At 69.4% G+C, this 21,845-nt stretch carries 19 protein-coding genes; 9 read left to right on the forward strand and 10 right to left on the reverse strand.

The annotated features are described in order from the left end of the window. The first annotated feature begins 110 nt into the window (after positions 1 to 110). Positions 111 to 734 carry a TMEM175 family protein gene (locus QFZ29_RS19790; protein ID WP_306896361.1) on the forward strand — a complete coding sequence of 208 codons (624 nt, stop codon included), beginning with the start codon at positions 111 to 113 and terminating at the stop codon, positions 732 to 734. A gap of 273 nt (positions 735 to 1,007) precedes the next feature. Here the strand turns inward: QFZ29_RS19790 and QFZ29_RS19795 are convergent, their stop codons facing one another. Continuing rightward, positions 1,008 to 3,812, reverse strand: coding sequence for an ATP-binding protein (locus QFZ29_RS19795; RefSeq protein ID WP_306896364.1), 2,805 nt, complete (start codon positions 3,810 to 3,812; stop codon positions 1,008 to 1,010). A gap of 225 nt (positions 3,813 to 4,037) precedes the next feature. Next, the gene (locus QFZ29_RS19800; protein ID WP_306896366.1) at positions 4,038 to 4,676 is read right to left on the reverse strand and encodes a histidine phosphatase family protein; all 639 of its coding nucleotides are present in this window, start codon (positions 4,674 to 4,676) and stop codon (positions 4,038 to 4,040) included. An 83-nt stretch (positions 4,677 to 4,759) separates the two neighbouring features. Between QFZ29_RS19800 and QFZ29_RS19805 the strand changes: the two genes are divergently transcribed. After that, on the forward strand, positions 4,760 to 5,809 hold the full coding sequence (locus QFZ29_RS19805) for a lipoate--protein ligase family protein (protein WP_306896367.1): 1,050 nt from the start codon (positions 4,760 to 4,762) through the stop codon (positions 5,807 to 5,809). Positions 5,810 to 5,905: 96 nt separating this feature from the next. Continuing rightward, positions 5,906 to 6,223 carry a hypothetical protein gene (locus tag QFZ29_RS19810; RefSeq protein WP_306896368.1) on the forward strand — a complete coding sequence of 106 codons (318 nt, stop codon included), beginning with the start codon at positions 5,906 to 5,908 and terminating at the stop codon, positions 6,221 to 6,223. 71 nt (positions 6,224 to 6,294) lie between these two features. Here the strand turns inward: QFZ29_RS19810 and QFZ29_RS19815 are convergent, their stop codons facing one another. Next, positions 6,295 to 6,798 carry a flavodoxin family protein gene (locus tag QFZ29_RS19815; protein ID WP_306896370.1) on the reverse strand — a complete coding sequence of 168 codons (504 nt, stop codon included), beginning with the start codon at positions 6,796 to 6,798 and terminating at the stop codon, positions 6,295 to 6,297. 74 nt (positions 6,799 to 6,872) lie between these two features. Between QFZ29_RS19815 and QFZ29_RS19820 the strand changes: the two genes are divergently transcribed. Beyond that, positions 6,873 to 7,763 carry a DNA-methyltransferase gene (locus QFZ29_RS19820; RefSeq protein ID WP_306896372.1) on the forward strand — a complete coding sequence of 297 codons (891 nt, stop codon included), beginning with the start codon at positions 6,873 to 6,875 and terminating at the stop codon, positions 7,761 to 7,763. Between the two features lie 13 nt (positions 7,764 to 7,776). On the opposite strand, the gene QFZ29_RS19825 is transcribed toward QFZ29_RS19820, so the two are convergent. The 5 genes from QFZ29_RS19825 to QFZ29_RS19845 form a co-directional block, all read right to left on the reverse strand. Next, on the reverse strand, positions 7,777 to 8,805 hold the full coding sequence (locus tag QFZ29_RS19825; RefSeq protein WP_306896374.1) for a LacI family DNA-binding transcriptional regulator: 1,029 nt from the start codon (positions 8,803 to 8,805) through the stop codon (positions 7,777 to 7,779). 4 nt (positions 8,806 to 8,809) lie between these two features. Further along, positions 8,810 to 10,336 carry a GH1 family beta-glucosidase gene (locus QFZ29_RS19830; protein WP_306896377.1) on the reverse strand — a complete coding sequence of 509 codons (1,527 nt, stop codon included), beginning with the start codon at positions 10,334 to 10,336 and terminating at the stop codon, positions 8,810 to 8,812. Beyond that, positions 10,333 to 11,262 (reverse strand): carbohydrate ABC transporter permease, encoded by a 930-nt coding sequence (locus QFZ29_RS19835; protein WP_306896378.1) that lies wholly within the window; start codon positions 11,260 to 11,262, stop codon positions 10,333 to 10,335. Before QFZ29_RS19835 ends, QFZ29_RS19830 begins: the two co-directional genes overlap by 4 nt. Positions 11,263 to 11,264: 2 nt before the next feature. Further along, positions 11,265 to 12,242: a carbohydrate ABC transporter permease gene (locus QFZ29_RS19840; RefSeq protein WP_306896379.1), complete on the reverse strand. Its 978-nt coding sequence runs from the start codon at positions 12,240 to 12,242 to the stop codon at positions 11,265 to 11,267. A 74-nt stretch (positions 12,243 to 12,316) separates the two neighbouring features. Next, positions 12,317 to 13,588, reverse strand: coding sequence for an ABC transporter substrate-binding protein (locus QFZ29_RS19845; RefSeq protein WP_373426249.1), 1,272 nt, complete (start codon positions 13,586 to 13,588; stop codon positions 12,317 to 12,319). A 194-nt stretch (positions 13,589 to 13,782) separates the two neighbouring features. On the opposite strand from QFZ29_RS19845, the gene QFZ29_RS19850 reads away from it, so the two are divergent. From QFZ29_RS19850 to QFZ29_RS19860, 3 genes are all read left to right on the forward strand, one after another. Further along, entirely contained in the window at positions 13,783 to 14,598 is an 816-nt protein-coding gene (locus tag QFZ29_RS19850; protein WP_306896382.1) for a M15 family metallopeptidase, read from the forward strand. 4 nt (positions 14,599 to 14,602) lie between these two features. Further along, positions 14,603 to 15,973 carry an MFS transporter gene (locus QFZ29_RS19855; RefSeq protein WP_306896383.1) on the forward strand — a complete coding sequence of 457 codons (1,371 nt, stop codon included), beginning with the start codon at positions 14,603 to 14,605 and terminating at the stop codon, positions 15,971 to 15,973. A gap of 110 nt (positions 15,974 to 16,083) precedes the next feature. Continuing rightward, on the forward strand, positions 16,084 to 17,412 hold the full coding sequence (locus QFZ29_RS19860) for an amidase domain-containing protein (RefSeq protein ID WP_306896385.1): 1,329 nt from the start codon (positions 16,084 to 16,086) through the stop codon (positions 17,410 to 17,412). Positions 17,413 to 17,445: 33 nt separating this feature from the next. Here the strand turns inward: QFZ29_RS19860 and pgm are convergent, their stop codons facing one another. Continuing rightward, positions 17,446 to 19,077 (reverse strand): phosphoglucomutase (alpha-D-glucose-1,6-bisphosphate-dependent), encoded by a 1,632-nt coding sequence (gene pgm / locus QFZ29_RS19865; protein ID WP_306896388.1) that lies wholly within the window; start codon positions 19,075 to 19,077, stop codon positions 17,446 to 17,448. Positions 19,078 to 19,123: 46 nt separating this feature from the next. Beyond that, entirely contained in the window at positions 19,124 to 20,446 is a 1,323-nt protein-coding gene (locus tag QFZ29_RS19870; RefSeq protein WP_306896390.1) for a DUF445 domain-containing protein, read from the reverse strand. A gap of 96 nt (positions 20,447 to 20,542) precedes the next feature. Between QFZ29_RS19870 and pheA the strand changes: the two genes are divergently transcribed. Both pheA and QFZ29_RS19880 read left to right on the forward strand, forming a co-directional pair. Beyond that, complete coding sequence (pheA, locus tag QFZ29_RS19875; protein ID WP_306896392.1) at positions 20,543 to 21,496, forward strand: prephenate dehydratase; 954 nt, start codon at positions 20,543 to 20,545, stop codon at positions 21,494 to 21,496. A gap of 181 nt (positions 21,497 to 21,677) precedes the next feature. Continuing rightward, complete coding sequence (locus QFZ29_RS19880) at positions 21,678 to 21,836, forward strand: hypothetical protein (protein ID WP_306896394.1); 159 nt, start codon at positions 21,678 to 21,680, stop codon at positions 21,834 to 21,836. Positions 21,837 to 21,845: the final 9 nt, after the last annotated feature.

Below are 21,845 nucleotides of genomic sequence, written 5' to 3' on the forward strand. Positions count from 1 at the left end.
TCTCGGGCGTCGCGAGCCCCGCTGACAGCCCGGGAGGAGACCGGATGTCCGGGGTGCGAGCGCGGTCCGCTGAGCGCGAGGTTCCGTTGAACGAGTCGCGTCGCGTCGAGATGTTCAGCGACGGCGTGTTCGCCATCGCGATCACACTCTTGGTGCTTGATCTGCCCGTGCCAGCATCCGGGTCGTTACTGGAGGCGCTCCTCAACGACTGGCCGTCCTTCGTCGCCTATCTTGCGGCGTTCCTGACGATCGCCGGGATATGGGTGCATCACCACACCGTCTACGCACGAGTCAGGCGAGTCGAGCCCGTCATCGTGTTGTACAACCTGCTGCTACTACTTGGAGTTTCACTCCTGCCGTGGCCGGCCTCGCTGATCTCGGTATCGATCCGGGATGAGGACCAGACGGGTGGGGTGGTCGCGTGTGCAGCCTTCGCGTTGGTCGCCCTCATCGTGATGGTCGCGTGGTCCGCGATGACTCGGGCATTTGCACGTCGCGCTCACCTGCTCAGGCGACCTGGCGACGTGGCATGGATGCGACGAAGCGCTACCGAGGCGACGCTTTCCGGAGTTCCCGTCCTGATCGCACTCGGCCTCGCCTTCGTCAATCCCGTCATCTCGCTCGGGCTATATGTCGCTATCCCGGTGTACTTCCTCTACTCGACTTCTCGTTCCCATCCGCGCGAGGCGAAAGAGCATGCCCCGAAATCCCTCACGATCCCACCCCCGCGATGAAAGGAGCCGCTGTGGCTACCTCGATCGGCGGGAACGGTCATATCCGAGGCCGGTACCGATGACAGCGTAAGCGCGCTGGTGTACATCGCCGCACGAGCACCCGATGCGAACGAAGACTACGGGGCCCTCGCCGCGCGGTATCCCACTTCACCTGCGACCTCGGGACTGGTCCGGACGAGATTGCGAGCCTCATTCTCACGGCCGCTGGTCGGTGACGAGTAGAACGCCTCGGCGACCGGCGTCGAACGCCGCTTCGAGACCGGTGGTGCGGCCTCACTGGTGCGGTGGACGGTTCGCGTTGGGGGAACGATCGTTCAGCGCGTCGCGCAGGGCGGCACGGGTCGTGACGCCGAGCTTGGGAAACGCGTTGTAGAGATGCCCGCTGACTGTGCGCGGCGAGAGGAAGAGCCGTCGAGCGATCTCTTTGTTGGTGAGGCCCTTCGCGGCCAACTCGGCGGTCGCGAGCTCCTGAGGCGTTAGATCAAGTGCGGAAGGCTGCAGGTACGTCCCGGAACGGAAGCGGGGATCACCGGTTGCCCTCAGTTCCTCACTCGCCCGCATCGCCCAGGGTCGCGCACCGAGTTGCTCGAATCCGTGGAGTGCTACGTCGAGCATCTCTCGGGCGTGGACTGGGTGACCGGATCGACGAAGCCGCTCCCCATAGGCGAGCTGCACTCTGGCGAGGTCGAAGGGCCACGTGGCCGCCCCCGGGGTGCTAACCGCGAGTTCGAACGCGTCGGCCCAATGCTCTTCATCGGCGACGAGCGCATCCGCGCCCGCAGTGAGCAGTGCCATGCGACCGGACACGTTCGGCAACCCGACGGCGAGCATCGCGGCGGCGTGGGTGCGGGCCTCGTCCTGCCTTCCGGTTCGCAGTGCCGCTTCGACGAGATCGAACGCAACCCACATCGCGACCGGGACGAAGTGTGCGAACTCTCCAGGTGCGCTCACGTCGCATGCCAGCCGGTAGGCCTCTTCCCAATCGTCGTCGGCGATCGCCGCCAGCACCGACGGTTGAGATGCGAACCGCGCTGCGCCGAAGCTGCCTCGTGGCGTGCAGAGCTGCTCGATCTCCGCGACCGATTCTCGCGCCGCCGATGTGTCGCCGCGACTTGCCGCGATGACCGCCTGGATGTAGGCGAAGAACCAGCTGCCGGCCGCCGAGAAGCGTTCGTCGCAGATGGCCTTGCCCTCTGCGGCGAGGGCGAGCGCGTCATCCCAGCGTCCGTGCACCACGTCGTCGATCGACAGGTGCGCGAGCGATTTCGCGTGTGGGAGCCCTGCGCCTCCACGCCGTCCTTCGTCGACGAATCGCTCGTTGTGCACTCGATAGGGTTCGAGCGCATCCAAGTACAACGCTGCCGTCGCAAGTGTGGTGAGGATCGCAGGGTCGGCGCAGATATCCCGATCGCTGGCAAGCGCGATGAGATCGGCCCGGACCTCGGGGCCGCATCGTGCGGGGTCGGCGATCGCGCTGCTCTGAGTACGGAGCACGTGTGGAATGTCGGGAGTGAGGCGGCCCAGCGCCGCGAAATAGGCGCGCCAGCATGATTCGTCTCCGGCATACGAGCAAAGGAAGAGCCAGGTTCGAAGAGTGTCGACGAGCTCGCGGTCATCCGCCCGCCAGCCATGTCGGCCGGCGTTGACGGCCGCTTCGATCGATTCGAGCGACGTGCGATGATCACCGGCGCCGTTCACCGACACTTGCGCGCGGGCGGCCGCGGCGTAGAGCGAACCCGGCCCGGCGCCGAGTCCGCTGGCGCCGTCGAGCAGTTCCGAGGCGTCAGTGCGCTCACCGATGACGTCGGCGCCGAAGTACGCGGCCTCTGCGAGGCGCCGTGAGCGCTCTCCCTCGTGCGGGCTCAGGTCAGCGGCGCGGATCAAGGTCGCGGTGGCGCCACCCGCATCACCACGCGCGAACGACCGACGCGCGACCTGCTCGAGCAACTGCGCCACGGCCTCATCGGGGCCAAGAGCAGCCTGTGCCAGATGCCATGCGCGACGGTCCGGATCGTTGCCCAGTCGCTCGGCGAGGGAGAGGTGGACGCGTCGGCGGTCGGTGGTCGAGGCGGCGGACACGAGCGCCGAGCGCATCAGTGGGTGGGTGAATTGGATGGATCCGCCGCTTGCGTCGATGGTGATCGCGCCGACGTTCTCGGCGGGCGCGAGGTCTTCGACGGGCAATCCGACGGCGATGAGGTCGCGGAGCGACGAGCGTCCGTCGAGCGCGAGGAGGAGGAGGGCCCGACGGGCTGCCACGGGAAGGCGTGCGACGCGGGAGCCGAAGAGCGACTCGACTCGCCGTGGAAGCGGGAGTGTCTCGATGTGCCGATCCATCGACATTTCGGGCCGTTGCTCGAATGCCGCCCCCCACTCCGTGAGCGCGAGCGGATAGCCTGCCGCAATCTCGACGAGTGTTCGTCGCGCCGTTGTCGAGAGACTCGGAAACCGCTCCAAGAGGAGCCGCTGCGAGTCCTCCGACGAGAGTGGCAGCACAACGACGCCGGGCACATCATCCGCATTGAAGAACGATCGCTCGCCGAGACGGACGGTGCCGGTGATGGCGATGGGGCGCCCGTCGACGCGACGCGCCAGGAATCGGACGACGGCCGCGGTCGAGGCGTCGACCCACTGGAGATCGTCGATCGCGATCAGGACCGGCGCATCCTCGGCCACGAGTTCGAAGAGGGTCAGCACACCCGTGTAGACCGCGAGCGGCCGTGTCGCGGGCTCACTTCCCATCGCCAACGCCGCCCTCAGCGCCGAAGCTGCTGGAAGCGGCAGCTCATCGACTCGGTGCAGGACGGATCGGATGAGTTGATGCAGGACGCCGAAACTCAGCTCGGCCTCGTACTGTACCCCTGACGCTCGCAGCACCTTCGCGCCCCGGGCCGTTCCCAGAACCTCGGCTTCTCGCAAGAGGTGCGTCTTCCCGACACCGGCCTCACCATTCAGCGTCAGGGCACCGCCCCGAGCCAGCGCGTGGTCGAGGAAGGTCTCGAGCGCCGCGCGCTCCTGCTCTCGCCCGACCAGTCGTCGCTCGACCGGAGTCGAGGACGCTCCGAGCACGTCGCCCATCTTCGACTCCTTCGCTCGGGTCTCGCCTGAGGAAGGCGAGCGCAGGTGTGGCGAAGGGATCGCCCGTCGCGACCGCACCCGGTCGCACACATCGTACGACCGTCAACCACTCGCCTCAACGGCTGCAACCCCGACGGGCAGCGCAGCGGTGTGATGCCCTGGGCGCTGCGCGGGAACGTGGCCAGCATGTCCTCCGAGATGTTGAGGTGCGCCGACACTCGGAGCTCAGGGCCGAGCGGGCACCGGCGGCACGTTGAGCCCGAGCAGTCGCGCACGTGCCGGCGCAGCCGATTCACCCGGCCAGGGGAACTCGACCGGCATGAGCGCGCAGTTGTCGACCACCGGGAACACGTCGCGATACGCATCGGGGTCGAGCCCGATGAGCTCGCACAGCAGCAGCCGCATGAGCGTCGCGTGCATCACCACCAGCACGTGCCCGTCGGGGAACTCCTCCGAGAGCTCCATCAGTGCGGGCATCGCACGGGCGATGCCATCGACGCCGGGCTCGCCGCCGGGCAGCGGATGCCACGCCGGCCGTCGCTCGAAGTCCGACCACTCGTCGGGGTAGGTCGTTGCCAGCTCGCCGGGCGACATGCCCTCGCCGGCGCCGAAGTCGATCTCGACGAGCCTCGCGTCGATGCGGAGCTGGAGCCCGGTCGCCTGCGCGGCGGGCTCCGCGCTCAGCCTCGCCCGGCTGAGGGGTGACGCCACGATGCCCGCGAGCTGCGCCGTCGCGGCCCAGTCGCGCAGTGCAGCGGCCTGCTCGCGTCCGCGCGCCGTGAGCGCCACGTCGGATGAGCCGGCATACCGGTGCTCGGCATGCCATTCGGTCTCGCCGTGGCGAACAAGGTAGAGCGTCGTCATCCGTGGTCCCCTCCTCATGGGATCGTAGGCGCACCCGCGGCATCCGCGCTCGCATGTCCTCTCGCATCCGTAGGCTGTAGCGCATGCACGGTGAATACAAGGTGCCCGGCGGCAAGCTCGTGGTCGTCGACTTCGACGTCGTCGACGACGTCATCCGCAATCCCCGCGTCGCCGGCGACTTCTTCCTCGAGCCCGACGAGGCGCTCGGCGACTTCGACCGGGCGCTCGACGGGCTGCCCGCGGCATCCGACGCCAAGCAGATCGCGCAGGCCATCACCGCTGCGCTTCGGCCCGGCACCGTGCTGCTCGGGTTCTCGGCAGAGGCCGTCGCGGTGGCGGTGCGCCGGGCGATGACGGATGCCAGGAGCTGGGCCGATTTCGAATGGGAGGTCGTGCACGACGCCGCGGTACCTCCCCGCACCCACCTCGCGCTCGACGAGGTGCTCGCGACCCGCGTCGGCGAGGGCCGCCGCAAACCCACCCTGCGCTTCTGGGAGTGGGACGAGTCGGCCGTCGTCATCGGCAGCTTCCAATCGGTGAAGAACGAGGTCGATCCCGAGGGTGCCGAGAAGTACGGCTTCGAGGTCGTGCGACGCATCTCGGGCGGCGGGGCGATGATGATGGAGCGCGGCAACGTCGTGACCTACTCGCTCTACGTGCCGGGCGAGCTCGTGCAGGGCATGAGCTTCGCCGACTCCTACGCGTACCTCGACGACTGGGTGCTGCAGGGGCTCAGGGGCCTCGGCATCGAGGCGACCTACCAGCCGCTGAACGACATCGCGAGCCCGCTCGGCAAGATCGGCGGCGCCGCACAGAAGCGACTCGGCTCCGGCGGCGTGCTGCACCACGTCACGATGGCCTACGACCTCGACAACGCCAAGATGCTCGAGGTGCTGCGCATCGGGCGCGAGAAGATCAGCGACAAGGGCATCGCGTCGGCGGCCAAGCGCGTCGACCCGCTGCGCAGCCAGACTGGTCTCAGCCGCGCCGCCATCATCGAGAGCCTGAAGCAGACGTTCACCGACCTCTACGGGGCGACGGCCGGCAGCGTCACCGCTGACGAGTTGGCCGAGGCCGAGGCGCTCGCCGAGTCGAAGTTCGCGACCGAGGAGTGGCTCTACCGCGTGCCGTGAGTCGGGCCGGCGCCGGTCGGCGGTGCGACACGCCCGGCCGGCGAGCGCCTGTGGACGGCGGACGGAACGCCCAGAGATCCCCGTTAGAATCGCCGGGTGGATTGGTGGATCTGGCTCGGGATCGCCGCACTCGTCGTCGCCTTCATCTGGCTCGCCGTGGGGCGCGGCTGGGTCGACCTCTCCGACAAGACGCGTCGCGGCGGCGGCGGTGGCGGTGTGATGTTCATCGGCGACGAGGTGTTCGCCCCCCGCAAGCACGAGGCGCAGGCTGAGCTCGACCGGCAGAGCCGGCTCCCCGTTCAGGCGCCCACGCCCGACGGCGACAAGGGCATCTCCTTCGTGGCGGCCGACGCCGAGGAGGGTGATCCCGACCGGTTCCGCGGGCGCATCCGCCTCGACGTCGACCGCGGCTGACGCCGGCCCGCCGGTGGTTGAGTAGCGCCCGGCGAAGCCGGACGCGTATCGAAATCACCTGTGCGCAACACTCACCCGAGCGGCAGCCGCCCGGCGATCTCCGTGCCCCACGTCCGTGCGCGTTCGAGCTCGCCGTCGGCGACAGGGCCCGAGTAGCCGTGCACGTCGAACGTCTCGGGCTTCGCCGCCGCACGGAACCCGGCCGCAACGAGCCGCTTCATCGCCTTCTTCGCGGCCGACCCCGGCAGTCGGGGACTGACGACTCGCGTGTCGAACGTCGCGACCGGCACGGCTCGGGCGGGCGAGGCGAGCGACTCGATCCACTCCCGGATGCCCCACGCCGGGATGTGCACGGCGCCCTGCTGCCTCGCCGACTCTCGCGTCGATGCAGTCGACATCGAGAAGGCGTGCGTCGGTCCGCCGACCACGAGCAGGTCGACGTCGTCGTCGAGCGCTGCCGGCGCGGATGCCGCGTCGATCACGTCGGTGCGCTCGCCACCGATGCCGGCGGCGACCTCGCGGGCGAGCTGCTCGGTGTTTCCCCAGATGGACTCGAAGATCACGACTGCGTGCATGGCGCCCCCTCGTACGCGGCTCACGCTACGCCGATCGGCACTCCGCTGGAACCCCGGGCTGGCAGACTGGGCGAGTGAGCGCCGACGAACCCAGCCGCATCATCCATGCGGACAATCTCGAAGTGCTCCCGACCCTGCCAGACGGGCAGTTCACCCTCGTCTACCTCGACCCGCCGTTCAACACCGGGCGTGCCCAGGAGCGGCGGTCGACGCGCCACGTGCGGCTCCCCGACGCGACGGATGTGGCGCACACCGCGACATCCGGAGCCATCACGGGCTTCCAGGGCAAGCGCTACGAGCGCATCCGCGGCGACCTGCTGCGCTACGACGACCGCTTCGAGGACTACTGGGGCTTCCTCGAGCCGCGCCTCGCCGAGGCGTGGCGCGTGCTCGCCGACGACGGCACCCTCTACCTGCACCTCGACTACCGCGAGGCGCACTACGCGAAGGTGCTGCTCGATGCGCTCTTCGGGCGCGAGTGCTTCCTCAACGAGATCGTCTGGGCCTACGACTACGGGGCCCGGGCAAAGCGTCGCTGGCCGACGAAGCACGACACGATCCTCGTGTACGTGAAGAACCCCGGCGGCTACTGGTTCGACTCGAGCGCCGTCGACCGCGAGCCCTACATGGCGCCCGGGCTCGTCACGCCCGAGAAGGCCGAGCTCGGCAAGCTGCCGACGGATGTCTGGTGGCACACCATCGTCTCGCCCACGGGCCGCGAGAAGAAGGGCTACCCGACGCAGAAGCCCGAGGGCATCTTGCGCCGCATCGTGCAGGCGTCGACGCGCGAGGGCGACTGGGTGCTCGACTTCTTCGCCGGCAGCGGCACGACGGGCGCCGTCGCGGCGACGCTCGGCCGGCGCTTCGTGCTCGTCGACGAGAACCCCGAGGCGATCGCCGTCATGCGCGCCCGCTTCTCGGGCATCGCCGACGTCGAGTTCCAGGTCGGCGCGCCGGCGGTGTGACGGATGCCGGCGGCTACGCCGAAGCGCGCCGCACCAGCCGCGTCGGCATGATGTTGCGACGCGGCACCGTGGTGTCGCCTGCGAGCACCCGCAGCAGCAGGTCGGCCATCGCGAAGCCCATGTCGGCCGAGGGCTGGTGCACCGTCGTGAGCGGGATCGCCGACGACGTCGCGGCCGGGCTGTCGTCGAATCCGACTACGGCGACGTCTTCCGGGACACGGCGCCCGCGCTCGCGCAGCACCGAGAGGGCGCCGGTCGCCATGAGATCGCTCGCCACGAAGAGACCGTCGAGGTCGGGCACCTGGGTGAGCAGCCGGCGGGTGGCGGCGACGGCGCCGGCCACGGTGAAGTCCGCGGTCTCGACGGCGTCGGAGGGCCGGCCTGCGCGCTCCATCGCCTGGCGGAAGCCCTCGAGCCGGTCGATGCCCGCGGGCATGTCGAGTGGGCCCGTGATGGTACCGATGCGCTGTCGGTTGATCGCGATGAGGTGCTCGGTGCCGGTCATGCCGCCCTCGACGTTGTCGACGTCGACGTAGATCTCGGAGTCGGTCTCGCGCGACGGGCGCCCGCCGAACACCATCGGCACTGCACCCACGGCCTCCCACAGCGAGTCGTCGCCCACGTGATGCGAGACGACGAGTGCCCCGTCGACCACGCCCGATCGCAAGTACCGCATGGTCTTGCGGCCGGGGTCGTTCGTCGAGATGAGCAGGTTCAGCAGGTATTCGCTCGCGTCGAGACGCCTGGTGATGCCCTGCACGATCGCGGCGAAGTAGGGGTCTCCGAAGAACCTCGTGGTGTCTTCGGGCACGACGAGCGCGATCGTCTGGGTCGTGCGGCTCGCGAGCGATCGGGCCGCGCGGTTCGGCACGTAGTTCAGCTTCGCGATCGCCGCGTTCACGGCCGTCACCACGTCGGGCCGCACCTTGGGGGAGCCGTTCACGACCCGGCTCACCGTCGCGCGGGAGACATTCGCCTCACGCGCGACCGCCTCGAGCGTCGGCGCTGAGGGCCGTGCCGTGACTCCACCACCCCCGTGCATATGGTCAGTCTATTTCCGCAGCGGTGCGATCGGTGGTTCGTGCGGCGAGAGTTCGCGGCAGCGAGCGCTCGCGGATGATCGACGCGTAGGCCAGGCCGCTGTCCTTCACCGTGCGCTCCTGCGTGTCGTAGTCGACGCGCACGAGACCGAAGCGCTTGTCGTAGCCCCACGCCCACTCGAAGTTGTCCATGACCGACCAGTAGAAGTAGCCGTGCACCGGCACGCCCTCGTCGATGGCATCGAGGATCGCGCCGAGATGCGCCTCGAGGAACTCCGTGCGCTCCGTGTCGTGCACGCGGCCGTCGCTCGCGACGACGTCCTCGTAGGCGGCACCGTTCTCGGTCACGTAGAGACGGACGCCGGCGGATGCCGCGTAGTCCTGCTGCACGCGCGCGAGGAGTTCGCGCAAGCCGTCGGGCTGCACCTCCCACTCCATCGCCGTGAGGGGCAGGCCCTGGGGATGGTTGAAGACCCCGTCGGCCGCCGGGTACGGCGACCGTGTCGGCCGGTCGGTCGGCGCCGCGGCGAGGAGCGGGTGCTCGGCGGGCCGGTCGCTCACGAGCTCGCCGTGGTAGTAGTTCACCCCGAGCGTGTCGATGGGCGTCGAGATCACCTGGAGGTCGCCGGGCTGCACGACCGCGTCGAGGCCGAGGTGACCGACATCCGCGACCAGGTCGTCGGCGTAGGCGCCGAGGAAGATCGGATCGAGGAAGAACCGGTTGAACTGCCCGTCGATGCGGCGGGCTGCGTCGAGGTCGCCCGGGCTCGTCGGGTCGACGGGCTTCGCGACGGTCAGGTTGAGCGTGATGCCGAGCTCGAGCCCGGGATCGCGCTCGCGCAGCGCCTGCACGGCGAGGCCGTGGGCGAGCAGCAGGTGGTGCCCGGCGGCGAGCCCGGCCGCGACATCCTGACGCCCAGGCGCATGCGCCCCGCCCGTGTAGCTGAGGAATGACGAGCACCACGGCTCGTTGAGCGTCGTCCACACGTCGACCCGGTCGCCGAGCGCCTCGTGCACGTCGAGCGCGTAGTCGCGGAACAGGAACGCGGTGTCGCGGTTCGCCCACCCGCCCTGCTCCTCGAGCGCCTGCGGCAGGTCCCAGTGGTAGAGGGTCAGCCACGGCTTGATGCCCGCGTCGAGCAGCTCGTCGACGAGCCGCGAGTAGAAGTCGATGCCCTTCGGGTTCACCGGCCCGCCGTCGGGGCGCACGCGCGACCATGACGTCGAGAACCGGTAGGTCTGCAGGCCGAGGCGCTGCATCAGGGCGACGTCCTGCGGCATCCGGTGGTAGTGGTCGCACGCCGCATCGCCGTTGTCGGCGTTCACGACGGCGCCCGGCACCCGGCTGAAGGCGTCCCAGATCGAAGCTGTGCGGCCGTCTTCGAACGCCGCGCCCTCGATCTGGTAGGCCGCGGTCGCCGCGCCGAAGAGGAAGTCGGCGGGGAAGGGCCGGGCGACGGATGCCGCATCCGCTGCCCGCTCGACGAGCGAGCCGTCGGGTCGGGCGGCGGCGGGGTACTGGGCGGTGGTCATCCCTTGACGGCTCCTTGCATGATTCCGGAAACGAGCTGCTTGCCGGCGAAGACGAAGAGCAGCAGCAGCGGCAGCGTCGACAGCAGCACGCCGGCGAGCACGATCGAGTAGTCCACGAAGTGGTTCGACTGCAGGAGCGAGAGGGCGACGGGCAGGGTCGGGTCGCTGCGATCGAGCACGATGAACGGCCAGAAGAAGTTGTTCCAGGCCGTGACGAAGGTGAACAGGCCGAGCATCGCGGCGGCCGGCCGCGCGGCGACGACCCCGATCGTCCAGAACGTGCGGATCATCGACGCGCCGTCGACGCGTGCCGCTTCGATGAGCTCATCGGGGACCGACTGCTGCAGGTACTGCGTCATCCAGAACACCCCGAAGGCGCTCGTGACGGCCGGGATGACGATGGCGCCGATGTTGCCGGTCCAGCCGAGGTCCGAGAACAGGATGTACAGCGGCACGACGCCGAGCTGCATCGGCACGGCCATCGTCGCGACGACGAAGACGAGCAGCGGCTTGCTGCCAGGGAACCGCAGCTTCGCGAAGGCCCATCCGGCGAGCGTCGAGGTCACGACGACGGATGCCGCGATGAGCAGGGAGCTCGCGATCGAATTCCCGAGCGCGCGCCAGAAGTTCACGGCCGGGTCGTTCACGACCGTCGCCGCGTTCTCGAGGAAGTTGCCGCCCGGGATCCACGACATGTTGGGGTCATTGATCGTCGACGAGTCGCCCGAGCCGATGAGGAACGACCAATAGAAGGGGAACAGGGCGCCGATGAGCACGACGCCGAGGCCGACGTAAACCCAGAACCCGGCGCGCACGCCGCGGATCTTGGTGGTGCGGTTGCGGCCCCGGGTCGCGCGGGGCTGCGGCACCCGCTCGCTGTCGGATGCCTCGGTCTTGGAGACCTGAGGAGTCTCGAGTGCGGTCATGGCTATCGCCGCCCTTCGTCTCGGACGAGTCGTCTCGTCACGAGCAGGTTGATGAGGCCGATGATCAGGATGATCAGGAAGAGGATCCACGCGAGCGCTGCCGCCCTGCCGAAGTTCCACTGTCCCCAGCCGATGTCGTAGAGGTAGAGCGTGATCGTGAGCCACTGCTGTGCGGCGCCGCCGCGGCCGAACTGGTCGAACATGCGCGGCTCGTCGAAGATCTGCAGGCCGCCGATCGTCGCGGTGATGATGACGAAGATGAGCGTCGGCTTGAGTGACGGGAGCGTGATGCTGCGGAACTGGCGGAACGGGCCGGCGCCATCGACGGTCGCGGCCTCGTAGTAGTCGCGTGGGATCGCCTGCATGGCCGCGAGGAGGATGAGCGTGTTGTAGCCCGTCCAGCGGAAGTTCACCATCGTGGCGATCGCGACGTGGCTCCAGAACGCGTCCTTGTGCCACTGGATCGCGGGAAGGCCGACATCGGTGAGGATGTTGTTCACGAGCCCGTGGTTGTCGCCGAACATGTTGCTGAAGATGAGCGCGACGGCGACGGGCGCCATGACGAAGGGCACGAGCACGCCCATGCGCCAGAAGGTCTTCGCCCGGATGTTGCGGTCGAGCATCGCGGCGATGAAGATCGCGGCGATGAGCTGCGGCACGGCCGAGAACAGGAAGATGCTGAAGGTGTTGCGCAGCGCCGTCCAGAACTGCGGCTGGCCGAGGATCCAGGCGTACTGGTCGACGCCGATGAACTGGCCCGAGTTGCGCACGAGGTCCCAGTCCATGAACGAGATGACGGCGGTGAACGCGATAGGGAAGAGCCCGACGACCGCGAACATGATGAAGAACGGCGAGATGTAGAGGTACGGCGAGACCTTGAGGTCCCATCGGCTGAGGCGCTGGCTGAACGAGATGACACGCGGCGGCCGCACGGGGCGGTTCGGCGCTGACTCGTCGACGCGCGTCGCAGTGGCGGTCACGGGTGCTCCCTTTGGCGTGGGTGGGTCGGATGGAGGCACGGGCCGCGCCCGGAGGCGCGACCCGTGCCGTTCGGTCAGAAGGCGCTGACCTCGGTGACCCACGTGTTCCACGAGGTCGACTGGTCTTCGACGCCGTCGAAGACTCGGGTGACCGCGTTCTGGAGCGCGTCGTGGAACTGGAAGAACTTCGGACCCTTGAAGGTCGCGACGGTCACGGCCTCGGCGCGGTTGATGCCGATCTCACCGGTGGGCGCGTCGTTGAAGTACTCGTTGGTGAAGGCGGTGAGGCCCTCGTCCTCGTAGGCGTCGGACTGGCTCGGGAAGGTGCCGGCGTTCACGAACGCCTTGACCTGCTGCTCGGGCGCGGTGAGCCAGTCGGCGAGCTTCAGGGCAGCGTCGACGTTCTTGCCATCGGCGGGGACCGTCAGGTACGAGCCGCCCCAGTTGCCACCGCCGCCGGGGAAGACGTCGGCGACGTCCCAGCCGGTGACCTCGGGCGCGCCGCCCGAGATGACGCCGTGCATCCAGCCCGGGCAGAGCATCGCGGCGAACTCGCCGTTGGCCATCGAGGCGAACCAGTCGTCGCTCCACTGGCCTGCGTAGGCCGAGATCGGCACCGCGCGCTCGACGACGGTGTTGTAGGCGTCTTCGATGTCGGCGTTCTCGGTGGCGACGGCGGTGCCGTCGGGCTCCTCGTACGCGGTCTCGAGCTGGTTCACGATGCCCTGGAGCACGGAGTTGGCCGAGTCGATGAAGGGCTTGCCGGTCGCGGCCTTGTACTGGTCGGCGACGCTGAAGAAGTTGTCCCAGTCGCCCTCGAGGAGTGCAGCGACCTCGGTGCGGTCGGTCGGCAGGCCGGCTGCGGCGAACAGGTCGGAGCGGTAGCAGACGCCCTGCGGGCCGACGTCGGTGCCGAAGCCGACGAGGCGGCCCTCACCGTCGGTGGCGGCAGCCTCCTTCCAGTCGAGCCAGCGGCCCTTGGCGTCCGCGGGGACCTCCGCGAGCAGGTCGGAGTACTCCATGGCCTCGGTGAACCAGTCGACCTCGACGGCTTCGATGTCGGCGAGGCCCTCCTTGCCGAGCTTCTGGAAGTAGTTCGCGCGGGCGTCGTTCGAGGTGGCGGCCCGGTTGTGCACGATCGTGACGTTCGGGTTCTCGTCCATGTACTCCTGGAGGAGCTCGTCCGAGTAGCCGAAGTCGTTGAACGTGGCGATGGTCAGTTCGACCTTGCCGTCGCCGCCGCCCGAATCGGACGGCGCCGAACAACCGGTGGCGATGATGGCGATGGATGCGGCGCTTGCGATGCCTGCGATCGCCTTGGTGCGTCGTGAAAGCTTCACGGTCACTCCCTTGTGTGCGTGGTGTCGGAATGGTCACGTGAGGACGCGCCGGCCCACTGGGTGAGAGCGCTCTCACGATGCAGCCCCGATGATAAGCAGCCATGAATCCTCATGTCAAGAGAGCGCTCTCATTCCGTTCGACCGTTACCAGGACGTGACCCGCCCAAGCACCCCGCGGTCGCGGGCGTACACTCGAAACCGTGTCTGCAAGCGAGCGTCGAGAGCCGTCCGATCGCGTCAGGCAGAACCGGCGCCTCGTCGTGGCGCTCTCCCTCAGCCTCGTGCTGATCGCCGCGAGCGTGGTCGTGATCGGCGCCGTTGCGGGCGACGATTCGAACGGCGATGCCGGCCCCGGTGCGGCATCCGACCCCACCGAGACTCCGACAGTGCGACCCGCGCCCGCCGAGCCGCCGCCGCCGGCGCCCGTCGACACGTTCGATCGGGCCGCGCACTCCCTCGACGACCCCATGAGCATCTGGGTCGTCGTCAACAAGCTCCGGCCGCTCACCCCGCAGGACTTCGAGCCGCCAGACCTCGTCGACGTGCCGGTCGAGCACACCAACGAGCCGCTGCTTCGGCAGGAGGCATCCGACGCCGTGGTCGTGATGTTCCAGGCAGCGCTCGACGAGGCCGGTCTCGAGCTCGCCTCGAACAGCGCCTACCGCTCGTACAGCGCCCAGGAGTCGGTCTACGACGGCGACGACCTGTACACGGCACGGCCCGGCTACAGCGAGCACCAGACCGGCCTCACGATGGACATCGGCTCGGTGTCGGGGGAGTGCTCGCTCGACCCGTGCTTCGCCGACACCGCCGAGGGAATCTGGCTGCGCGACAACGCCTGGCGCTTCGGCTTCATCCTGCGCTACGCGGCGGACAAGACCGAGGTCACCGGATACTCGTTCGAGCCCTGGCACTTCCGCTATGTGGGGGTGCCCCTCGCGACCGAGATGCACGAGACTGGCGTCGTGACCCTCGAAGAGTTCTTCGGCCTTCCGGCTGCGCCAGACTATGGCTGAACGGATGCCGCGGCGCGGCGTCTCGCTCGCGGTGCTGATCGTCAACCAGCTGCTCGCGGGTGTCGGCGTGGCATCCGGCGTCGCGGTCGCGGCGCTCCTCGCCCAAGACCTCACGGGCACCGCCGTGCTCGCCGGCATGGCCCAGTCCGCGACCGTGCTCGGGGCCGCGCTCTCGGCGATTCCGCTCGCGCGGCTCGCGGTGCGCTCCGGCCGCCATGTCGCGCTCGCCGCCGGCTACGGGCTCGCCTTCGTCGGCGCCGTGCTCATCGTGGTGGGGTCGGCGGGCGGCTGGATCGCGCTCGTCTTCCTCGCGCTCGCCGTGTTCGGCGCGGGCGCCGCCGCGGGCCTGCAGGCGCGATTCGCGGCCACCGAGGTGGCAGCACCCGGTTTCGAGGCTCGCGCCATGTCGCTCGTGCTGTGGGCGACGACACTCGGCTCGGTCGCCGGCCCCCTGCTCGCCGAGACGGGCGACGTCCTGGGCCGCGCGCTCGGACTCCCGCCGTTCGTCGGGCCGTTCCTGCTCTCGGGTGCCGTGTTCGGCCTCTCGACGGTGCTCGTCGCCGCGCTCCTGCGGGTGCCGCGGGCCGGAGCGCTCGCATCGGATGCCGCGACGAGCGCGCCCGCCGCCGACCCCGATGACGATGGACCGATCGCTCCCGATGGGGTCGCCGACGTCGCCGGCTCGGCTCCGGTCGCCGCCGACGTGCCGGCCCTCGACGTCGCCGAAGATGCGCCGGCAGCCGCAGTCGCCGACAAGGCCTCCGGCGCCAAGCGCGTCGGCGCCTGGCAGGCGCTGCGCACGGCGGTGCGCAATCCGCGTTCCCTCGTCGCGGTCCTCGCCATCGTGTGCTCGCACACGGTGATGGTCGGCGTCATGGTCATGACACCGGTGCACATGACCGACCACGGGCTGTCGCTCACGCTCGTCGGGGTGGTCATCAGCATCCACGTCTTCGGCATGTACGGGGCGAGCCCGATCGTCGGCTGGCTCGTCGACCGGGTCGGCCCGGTGCGCGTCATCGCCGGGGGAGCGGTCATCCTCTTCGCGGCGACGCTCATCGGCATCCTCGCCGCGGGCGACGACATGCTGCTCGTGCCCGTCGCGCTCGGTCTCCTCGGGCTCGGCTGGTCGTGCGGCCTCATCGGCGGATCGACGCTGCTCACGACCTCGGTCGACCCGGCGATCCGAGTGCCGTTGCAGGGCGCGACGGATGCCGCGATGAATGTGACGGCGGCGGCATCCGCTGCACTCTCCGGGGTGATCCTCGGCATCGGCGGCTTCGCGGTCGTGAACGTGGTGGCGGTGCTCGTGCTCGTACCGCTCATCATCGCCGTGCTGCGCCTGGCACTGCGGCGTACGAGCGTGCCCGCCTGAACACTGGGTGAGCGCGCTCTCACGCTTCTCCCAGCGTTTAGGAGGTTCCCTCACAATCTGTCGTGATGGGGTAACGCGGTCCCCCGAAATGCCGACCGGAGTTCCCCCACGTGATCCAGGACTTCACGCTGCCCTCGCGCCGCCGTTCGACGTTCCGCGAACCCGCTTCCGTCTCGTACCCCGCCTTCGGTGAGCCCACTCCTGCCGATTCGTACCCCATCGGTGACCCGGCTCCCGCCGATTCACCTGCGATCGGCGACCCGGTTCCCGCCGACTCGTCCGACTCGTCCGACTCGTCCGATTCGGCCGCGGCCGCGCCCGCCGAACCCGAGGCGACTTCGGAGCGGTCGGGCGAGCCTCGCCATCGCGCCGAACCGGTTCGCAATCGACGACAGTCGCCGGGGATGCGCCGTTCCATCGCGTTCGGGTGCGTCGCCGCGATCATGGGCGTGAGCGCATTCGGCACGGTCGCCGCGTCCGCCGGCGAGGGCGCGACGAGGGTCGTCTCGGCTCGCGAGGCGGTCGCCTCGGTCGCCCAGACGGTCGATCCTGCTGAAGCGGCCGCCGTCGACGAGCTCGTCTCGCTCATCGACACGGACGACGGTCCCGCGATCACGAGCGGACTGTCGGTCGCCGAGGCCCCCTTCACCGGCGGTACGCAGGTCACGGTCACCGGCGAGGAGCTCGATCAGGTCGCATCCGTCACCGTCGCCGGCGTTCCCGCGGCGATCGTCGCGATCGACGAGAGCCAGGTGACGTTCGCCGTCCCGGCCGTTGCCGAGAACGCGCTCGGCAGCGCGGAGGTGCGATTCGCGGATGTCGCCGGCGCGCCCGTCGACGTCGAGGCGCCCGGCGCGACCGTCGCCGCCGGCGCATCCGTTCCCATCGCATCCACCACCGAGCTCCCGGGCATCGTGCACGCCTCGACGCAGTCCGTGCCGCACGCACTCACGCTCTCGTACACGACCAACGCGGCCATCGACGCGCAGGTCGGGTACGTGCTCACCTACTGGAGCAGTTACAACACCGCGCAGTACACCGTCTTGAGCGGTGTCGACTGCGCGAACTTCGCGAGCCAGTCGCTCATCGCTCGCGGCTGGACGATGGACGGCGAGTGGTACCACGACGCGGCCACCGGCGCGATGGGTGCCGCGTGGGCGAGCTCCACCGCGCTGCGCGACTACCTCGCTGCCCGCCCCGACCGGGCGACGGCGCTCGACGACTCGCAGCGGTCGCTCGTGAAGGTGGGCGACATCGCACAGTTCGACTGGGACTCCTCGGGCGACCGCGACCACACGGCGGTCGTCACGCGCGTCGAGCACACCGAGACCGGAACCAAGGTCTGGGTCGGCGGGCACACGAAGGACGCCGATTACTGGGACGTCGACCAGGCGCTCGCCACCGGCGGCGGCTACGTCAGCTACTTCTCGCTCGCGTAGCTCCGGCGCTACGCGATCACCTGGGGAGCGCCGTCAGGCGTCGGCGAGCGCGTCGTCGACGAGCTGCTTCGCCGCGGCCTGCACCGACTTCAAGTGCTCGGGGCCGCGGAACGACTCCGCGTAGATCTTGTAGACGTTCTCGGTGCCGCTCGGTCGTGCCGCGAACCATGCGTCGGCCGTCGCGACCTTGACCCCGCCGATCGCGGCGGCGTTGCCCGGGGCATCCGATAGCTTGGCCGTGATCGGGTCGCCGGCGAGGTCGGTCGCCTCGATCGAGGCCGCGTCGAGCTTGCCGAGCACGGACTTCTGGGCGGGGGTCGCCGCGGCATCCGTGCGCTCATAGGCCGGATCGCCGAAGCGGGCGACGAGCTCCGCGTAGAGCTGTGAGGGTGAGCGGCCCGTGACCGCCCGAATCTCGGAGGCGAGCAGGCACAGCAGGATGCCGTCTTTGTCGGTGGTCCAGGCCGTGCCGTCGAAGCGCAGGAACGAGGCGCCCGCGCTCTCCTCGCCGCCGAATCCGACCGAGCCGTCGAGCAGCCCGGGCACGAACCACTTGAAGCCGACCGGAACCTCCCAGAGGCGGCGGCGCAGGGCCGCGGCGACGCGGTCGATCATCGAGCTCGAGACGAGCGTCTTGCCGATCGCGGCATCCGCCCGCCATCCGGATCGGTGGCCGAAGAGGTACTCGACCGCGACCGCGAGGTAGTGGTTCGGGTTCATGAGGCCGCCGTCGGGCGTGACGATGCCATGTCGGTCGGCGTCGGCGTCGTTGCCGGTGAGGATGTCGAACTCGCCGGCGTGCGCGAGCACCGACGCCATCGCGAAGGGGCTCGACGGATCCATGCGGATCTTGCCGTCCCAGTCGAGGGTCATGAACGACCACGTCGGGTCGACCCGCTCGTTCACGACCGTGAGGTCGATGTCGTATCGGTCGCGGATGGCGCCCCAGTAGTTGACGGATGCCCCGCCGAGCGGGTCGGCGCCGATGCGCACCCCCGACCGGCGGATCGCGTCGAAGTCGATGATGTTCTCGAGGTCGTCGACGTAGTTGCCGCGGAAGTCGTAGGTCTCCACGCCGCTCGGCTCGGCCTCGAGCACGCCGCGCATGTTGTCGGCGATGAGCCCGTTCGCGCGGTGCGCGATCCAGCTCGTGGCCTCGGAGTCGGCCGGACCGCCATGCGGCGGGTTGTACTTGAAGCCGCCGTCACCGGGCGGGTTGTGGCTCGGCGTGATGACGATGCCGTCGGCCTCGCCCTCGGCCCGGCGCACCGGGTCGTTGTTCCACTTCAGGATCGCGTGCGAGAGCGCCGGCGTCGGCACGAAGTCGTCGAACCGGTCGACGAGCACCCGCACCTGGTTGCCGACGAGCACCTCGAGAGCCGTCGTCATGGCTGGCGCGCTCAAGGCGTGCGTGTCGGCGCCGATGAAGAGCGGGCCCGTGATGCCCTGCGACCTGCGGTACTCCACGATCGCCTGGGTGATCGCGAGGATGTGCTGTTCGTTGAAGCTCGTGGTGAGCGACGAGCCGCGGTGGCCCGAGGTGCCGAAGGCCACGCGTTGGTCGGGCTCGGAGACATCCGGATCGCGATCGTAGTAGGCCTTGACGAGGGCCTCCACGTTGATGAGATCGGATTCGGTCGCCGGGGTTCCCGCTCGCTCGTGCATCCCCCCAGTCTGTCACCGGTGCCTCGGTCCGTCACGAGGTCATTTCTCAGAGGAGCGCGCCCACCCCGGTCGCGACCGTGAAGATCGTGAGCCCTGCGAGCGCGCCGACCACGGTGCCGTTGATACGGATGAACTGCAGGTCGCGGCCCACCTGCAGCTCCAGTTTCTCCGTCGTCTCGCGGGGGTCCCACCGCTCGACGGTCTCGGTGATGACCCCGGCGATCTCGTGCCGGTAGGTGCGCACCACGTAGGCGGCGGCATCCGCGACCCATGCGTCGACCTTGGCGGCGAGCTCTTCGTCGGAGGCGAGTCGCGACCCCACCTCGATGACCGCCGCGCGCAGCCCGGCGCGCAGTTCGCTCTGCTCGTCGGCGAGCGATTCGGCGAGCGTGTGCTTCACCGACTCCCACACCTCACCGGCGAACTCGCGCAGCCGCGGGCTCTCGAGGAGCTCGGCTTTCAGCGACTCGACGCGGGCGATCATCGCCGGGTCGTGCTGGAGGTCGTGGGTGAGGTCGGCGAGGTAGCGGTCGATCGCGATCCGCAGCGGATGCCCCGGATCGGAGCGCACGGCGCGCACGAACGACCGCACCTCTCGTGAGGCGCGGTCATCGACGATGCGGTCGACGAACCCGGGAAGCCAGCGCGGCAGGCGGTCGGAGACCATGCTGCCGAACGCCTCGGGATGCGCCTCGAGCCAGCCCTCGGCCTTCTCGAGCACCACGTCGATCGCCGTACGCTGCTGGTCGGACTCCACGAGCCGAGCGCCGAGCCGCCCGATCGCCGGACCCCACTCGGGCGCGAAGACATGCCGCCGGGCGAGGTTCTCGATCACGTCCTCGACATCCTCGTCGCCGAGGAGGGTGAGCACCCCGCGTGCAGCGACGGATACCTCGGCGGTGAGCCGTTCGGCGTGCTCGGGCATCGTGAGCCACTCGCCGAGGCGCCGCGCGATGCCCATCGACTCGAGCTTGCCGAGCACGACCTCGTCGGAGAGGAACTCGTTCTCGACGAACGCGCCGAGGGTCGCGCCGATCTCGTCCTTGCGGTTCGGGATGATCGCGGTGTGGGGGATCGGCAGCCCGAGCGGATGCCGGAAGAGCGCCGTCACCGCGAACCAGTCGGCGATCGCGCCGACCATCGCGCCCTCCGCGGCGGCGCGAACATAGGCGAGCCACGGCACGGCGTCCTGCAGCGCGAACGACACCGCGAACACCACGGCGGCGACGGCGAGCAGGCTCGTCGCCACGCGCTTCATGCGTCGCAACGCGACGAGCCGCTCGGCATCCGTCGGCACAGGGGCGCGTCGCGCTGCCGTCGCAAGCTCGGCGCTACCGACATTGCCGGCTTCAGAATTCAGGAGATCCATGCCACCTCCGAGCTCCAAGCTACGTGTTTCCCGCCCTGACCGTGCTCCGGGCGCGCAACGCTCCTGAATTCTGAACGGCTGGCTAGGCTTGCCTGCATGATGGATGCCGCGCCCGCTTCGCCCGAGGAGACGTACTCCTACCTGGGGCCGGCCGGCACTTTCACCGAAGCGGCGCTGAAGCAGGTGCCCGAGGCCGCGGGCAAGCACTGGCGCTCGGTCAACAACGTGGGCGAGGCGCTCGCGGATGTCACGAGCGGCCGTTCGATCGCGGCGATGATCGCCATCGAGAACTCGGTCGAGGGCGGGGTCTCGGCCACACAGGACGCGCTCGCGACCGTGCCGGGGCTGCGCATCATCGGCGAGTACCTCGTGCCGGTGAACTTCGTGCTCGTGGCACGCGAGGGCACCACGCTCGCCGACGTGCATGTCGTGAATGCCCACCCCGTCGCCTATGCGCAGTCGCGCGGCTGGCTCGAACGAGAGCTGCCCGACCACGGGCACATCCCCGCGACGAGCAACGTGCAGGCTGCGGCATCCCTGTTCGAGAGCAGTCAGGCGGATGCCGCGGTGGCTCCTCCGGGCATCACCGAGCACCTCGACCTCGTGGTGCTCGCCCGCGACATCGGCGACAACCCCAACGCCGTCACGCGCTTCGTGCTCGTGAGCCGCTCACGAGTGCTCGCCGCGCCTACCGGGGCCGACAAGACGAGCCTCATCGTCGAGCTGCCCAGCGACGAGCCGGGCTCCCTGCTCGCGATGCTCGAGCAGTTCTCCACTCGCGGCGTGAACCTGTCGCTCCTCGAATCGCGGCCCATCGGCGACGCCCTCGGCCGCTACCGCTTCGTCGTCGACCTCGACGGCCACATCGCCGACGAGCGCGTCGCCGACGCGTTGCTCGGCTTGCGCCGCACGAGCCCCAACGTGCTGTTCCTCGGGTCGTATCCGCGGGCCGATCGCCAGGAGGTCTCCTATCACTCGAAGTACGACGACGAGATCTTCATCGAGGCGCGCGACTGGTTGCGGGCCTTGCTGAGCGGCGAGCCCGACTGAGCCTGCCGCGGCTGCGCTGTCGTCTGCGATCGATCGTTGCGAGAAGTCCTCAACATTGGTACGTTCCGGCTATGTCGCGCAACGTGGGGTACGTCGTCTCCGGAGACGGACACGTCGACGTGCTGGCGCGGGATGGCGCGGGCAGCCTCTGGCTGGCACCGGTTGGGACGCGTTCGATGCGGTGTTCGGCTCGGGCGACTTCACCGGAGACGGCAACGACGACGTGATGGGGCGGGACTCCTCCGGCCGGCTCTGGCTCTACCCGGGCGACGGATTCTCGGGATGGAAGCCCCAATCGGTGGTCGGAACGGGGTGGAGCTCGCTCTCGTTCGTGCGCTGATCGGAGTCG

Source organism: Agromyces albus (assembly GCF_030815405.1).
Taxonomy (GTDB): Bacteria; Actinomycetota; Actinomycetes; order Actinomycetales; family Microbacteriaceae; genus Agromyces; species Agromyces albus_A.

Excerpts from the sequence above, each read along its gene's own strand:
- QFZ29_RS19795 (WP_306896364.1), bottom strand. The coding sequence starts at position 3,812 with ATGGGCGACGTGCTCGGAGCGTCCTCGACTCCGGTCGAGCGACGACTG.
- QFZ29_RS19855 (WP_306896383.1), top strand. The coding sequence starts at position 14,603 with ATGCCGCGGCGCGGCGTCTCGCTCGCGGTGCTGATCGTCAACCAGCTG.
- pheA (WP_306896392.1), top strand. The coding sequence starts at position 20,543 with ATGATGGATGCCGCGCCCGCTTCGCCCGAGGAGACGTACTCCTACCTG.
- QFZ29_RS19835 (WP_306896378.1), bottom strand. The coding sequence starts at position 11,262 with ATGACCGCACTCGAGACTCCTCAGGTCTCCAAGACCGAGGCATCCGAC.
- QFZ29_RS19800 (WP_306896366.1), bottom strand. The coding sequence starts at position 4,676 with ATGACGACGCTCTACCTTGTTCGCCACGGCGAGACCGAATGGCATGCC.
- QFZ29_RS19830 (WP_306896377.1), bottom strand. The coding sequence starts at position 10,336 with ATGACCACCGCCCAGTACCCCGCCGCCGCCCGACCCGACGGCTCGCTC.
- pgm (WP_306896388.1), bottom strand. The coding sequence starts at position 19,077 with ATGCACGAGCGAGCGGGAACCCCGGCGACCGAATCCGATCTCATCAAC.
- QFZ29_RS19815 (WP_306896370.1), bottom strand. The coding sequence starts at position 6,798 with ATGCACGCAGTCGTGATCTTCGAGTCCATCTGGGGAAACACCGAGCAG.
- QFZ29_RS19870 (WP_306896390.1), bottom strand. The coding sequence starts at position 20,446 with ATGGATCTCCTGAATTCTGAAGCCGGCAATGTCGGTAGCGCCGAGCTT.
- QFZ29_RS19790 (WP_306896361.1), top strand. The coding sequence starts at position 111 with ATGTTCAGCGACGGCGTGTTCGCCATCGCGATCACACTCTTGGTGCTT.
- QFZ29_RS19805 (WP_306896367.1), top strand. The coding sequence starts at position 4,760 with ATGCACGGTGAATACAAGGTGCCCGGCGGCAAGCTCGTGGTCGTCGAC.
- QFZ29_RS19825 (WP_306896374.1), bottom strand. The coding sequence starts at position 8,805 with ATGCACGGGGGTGGTGGAGTCACGGCACGGCCCTCAGCGCCGACGCTC.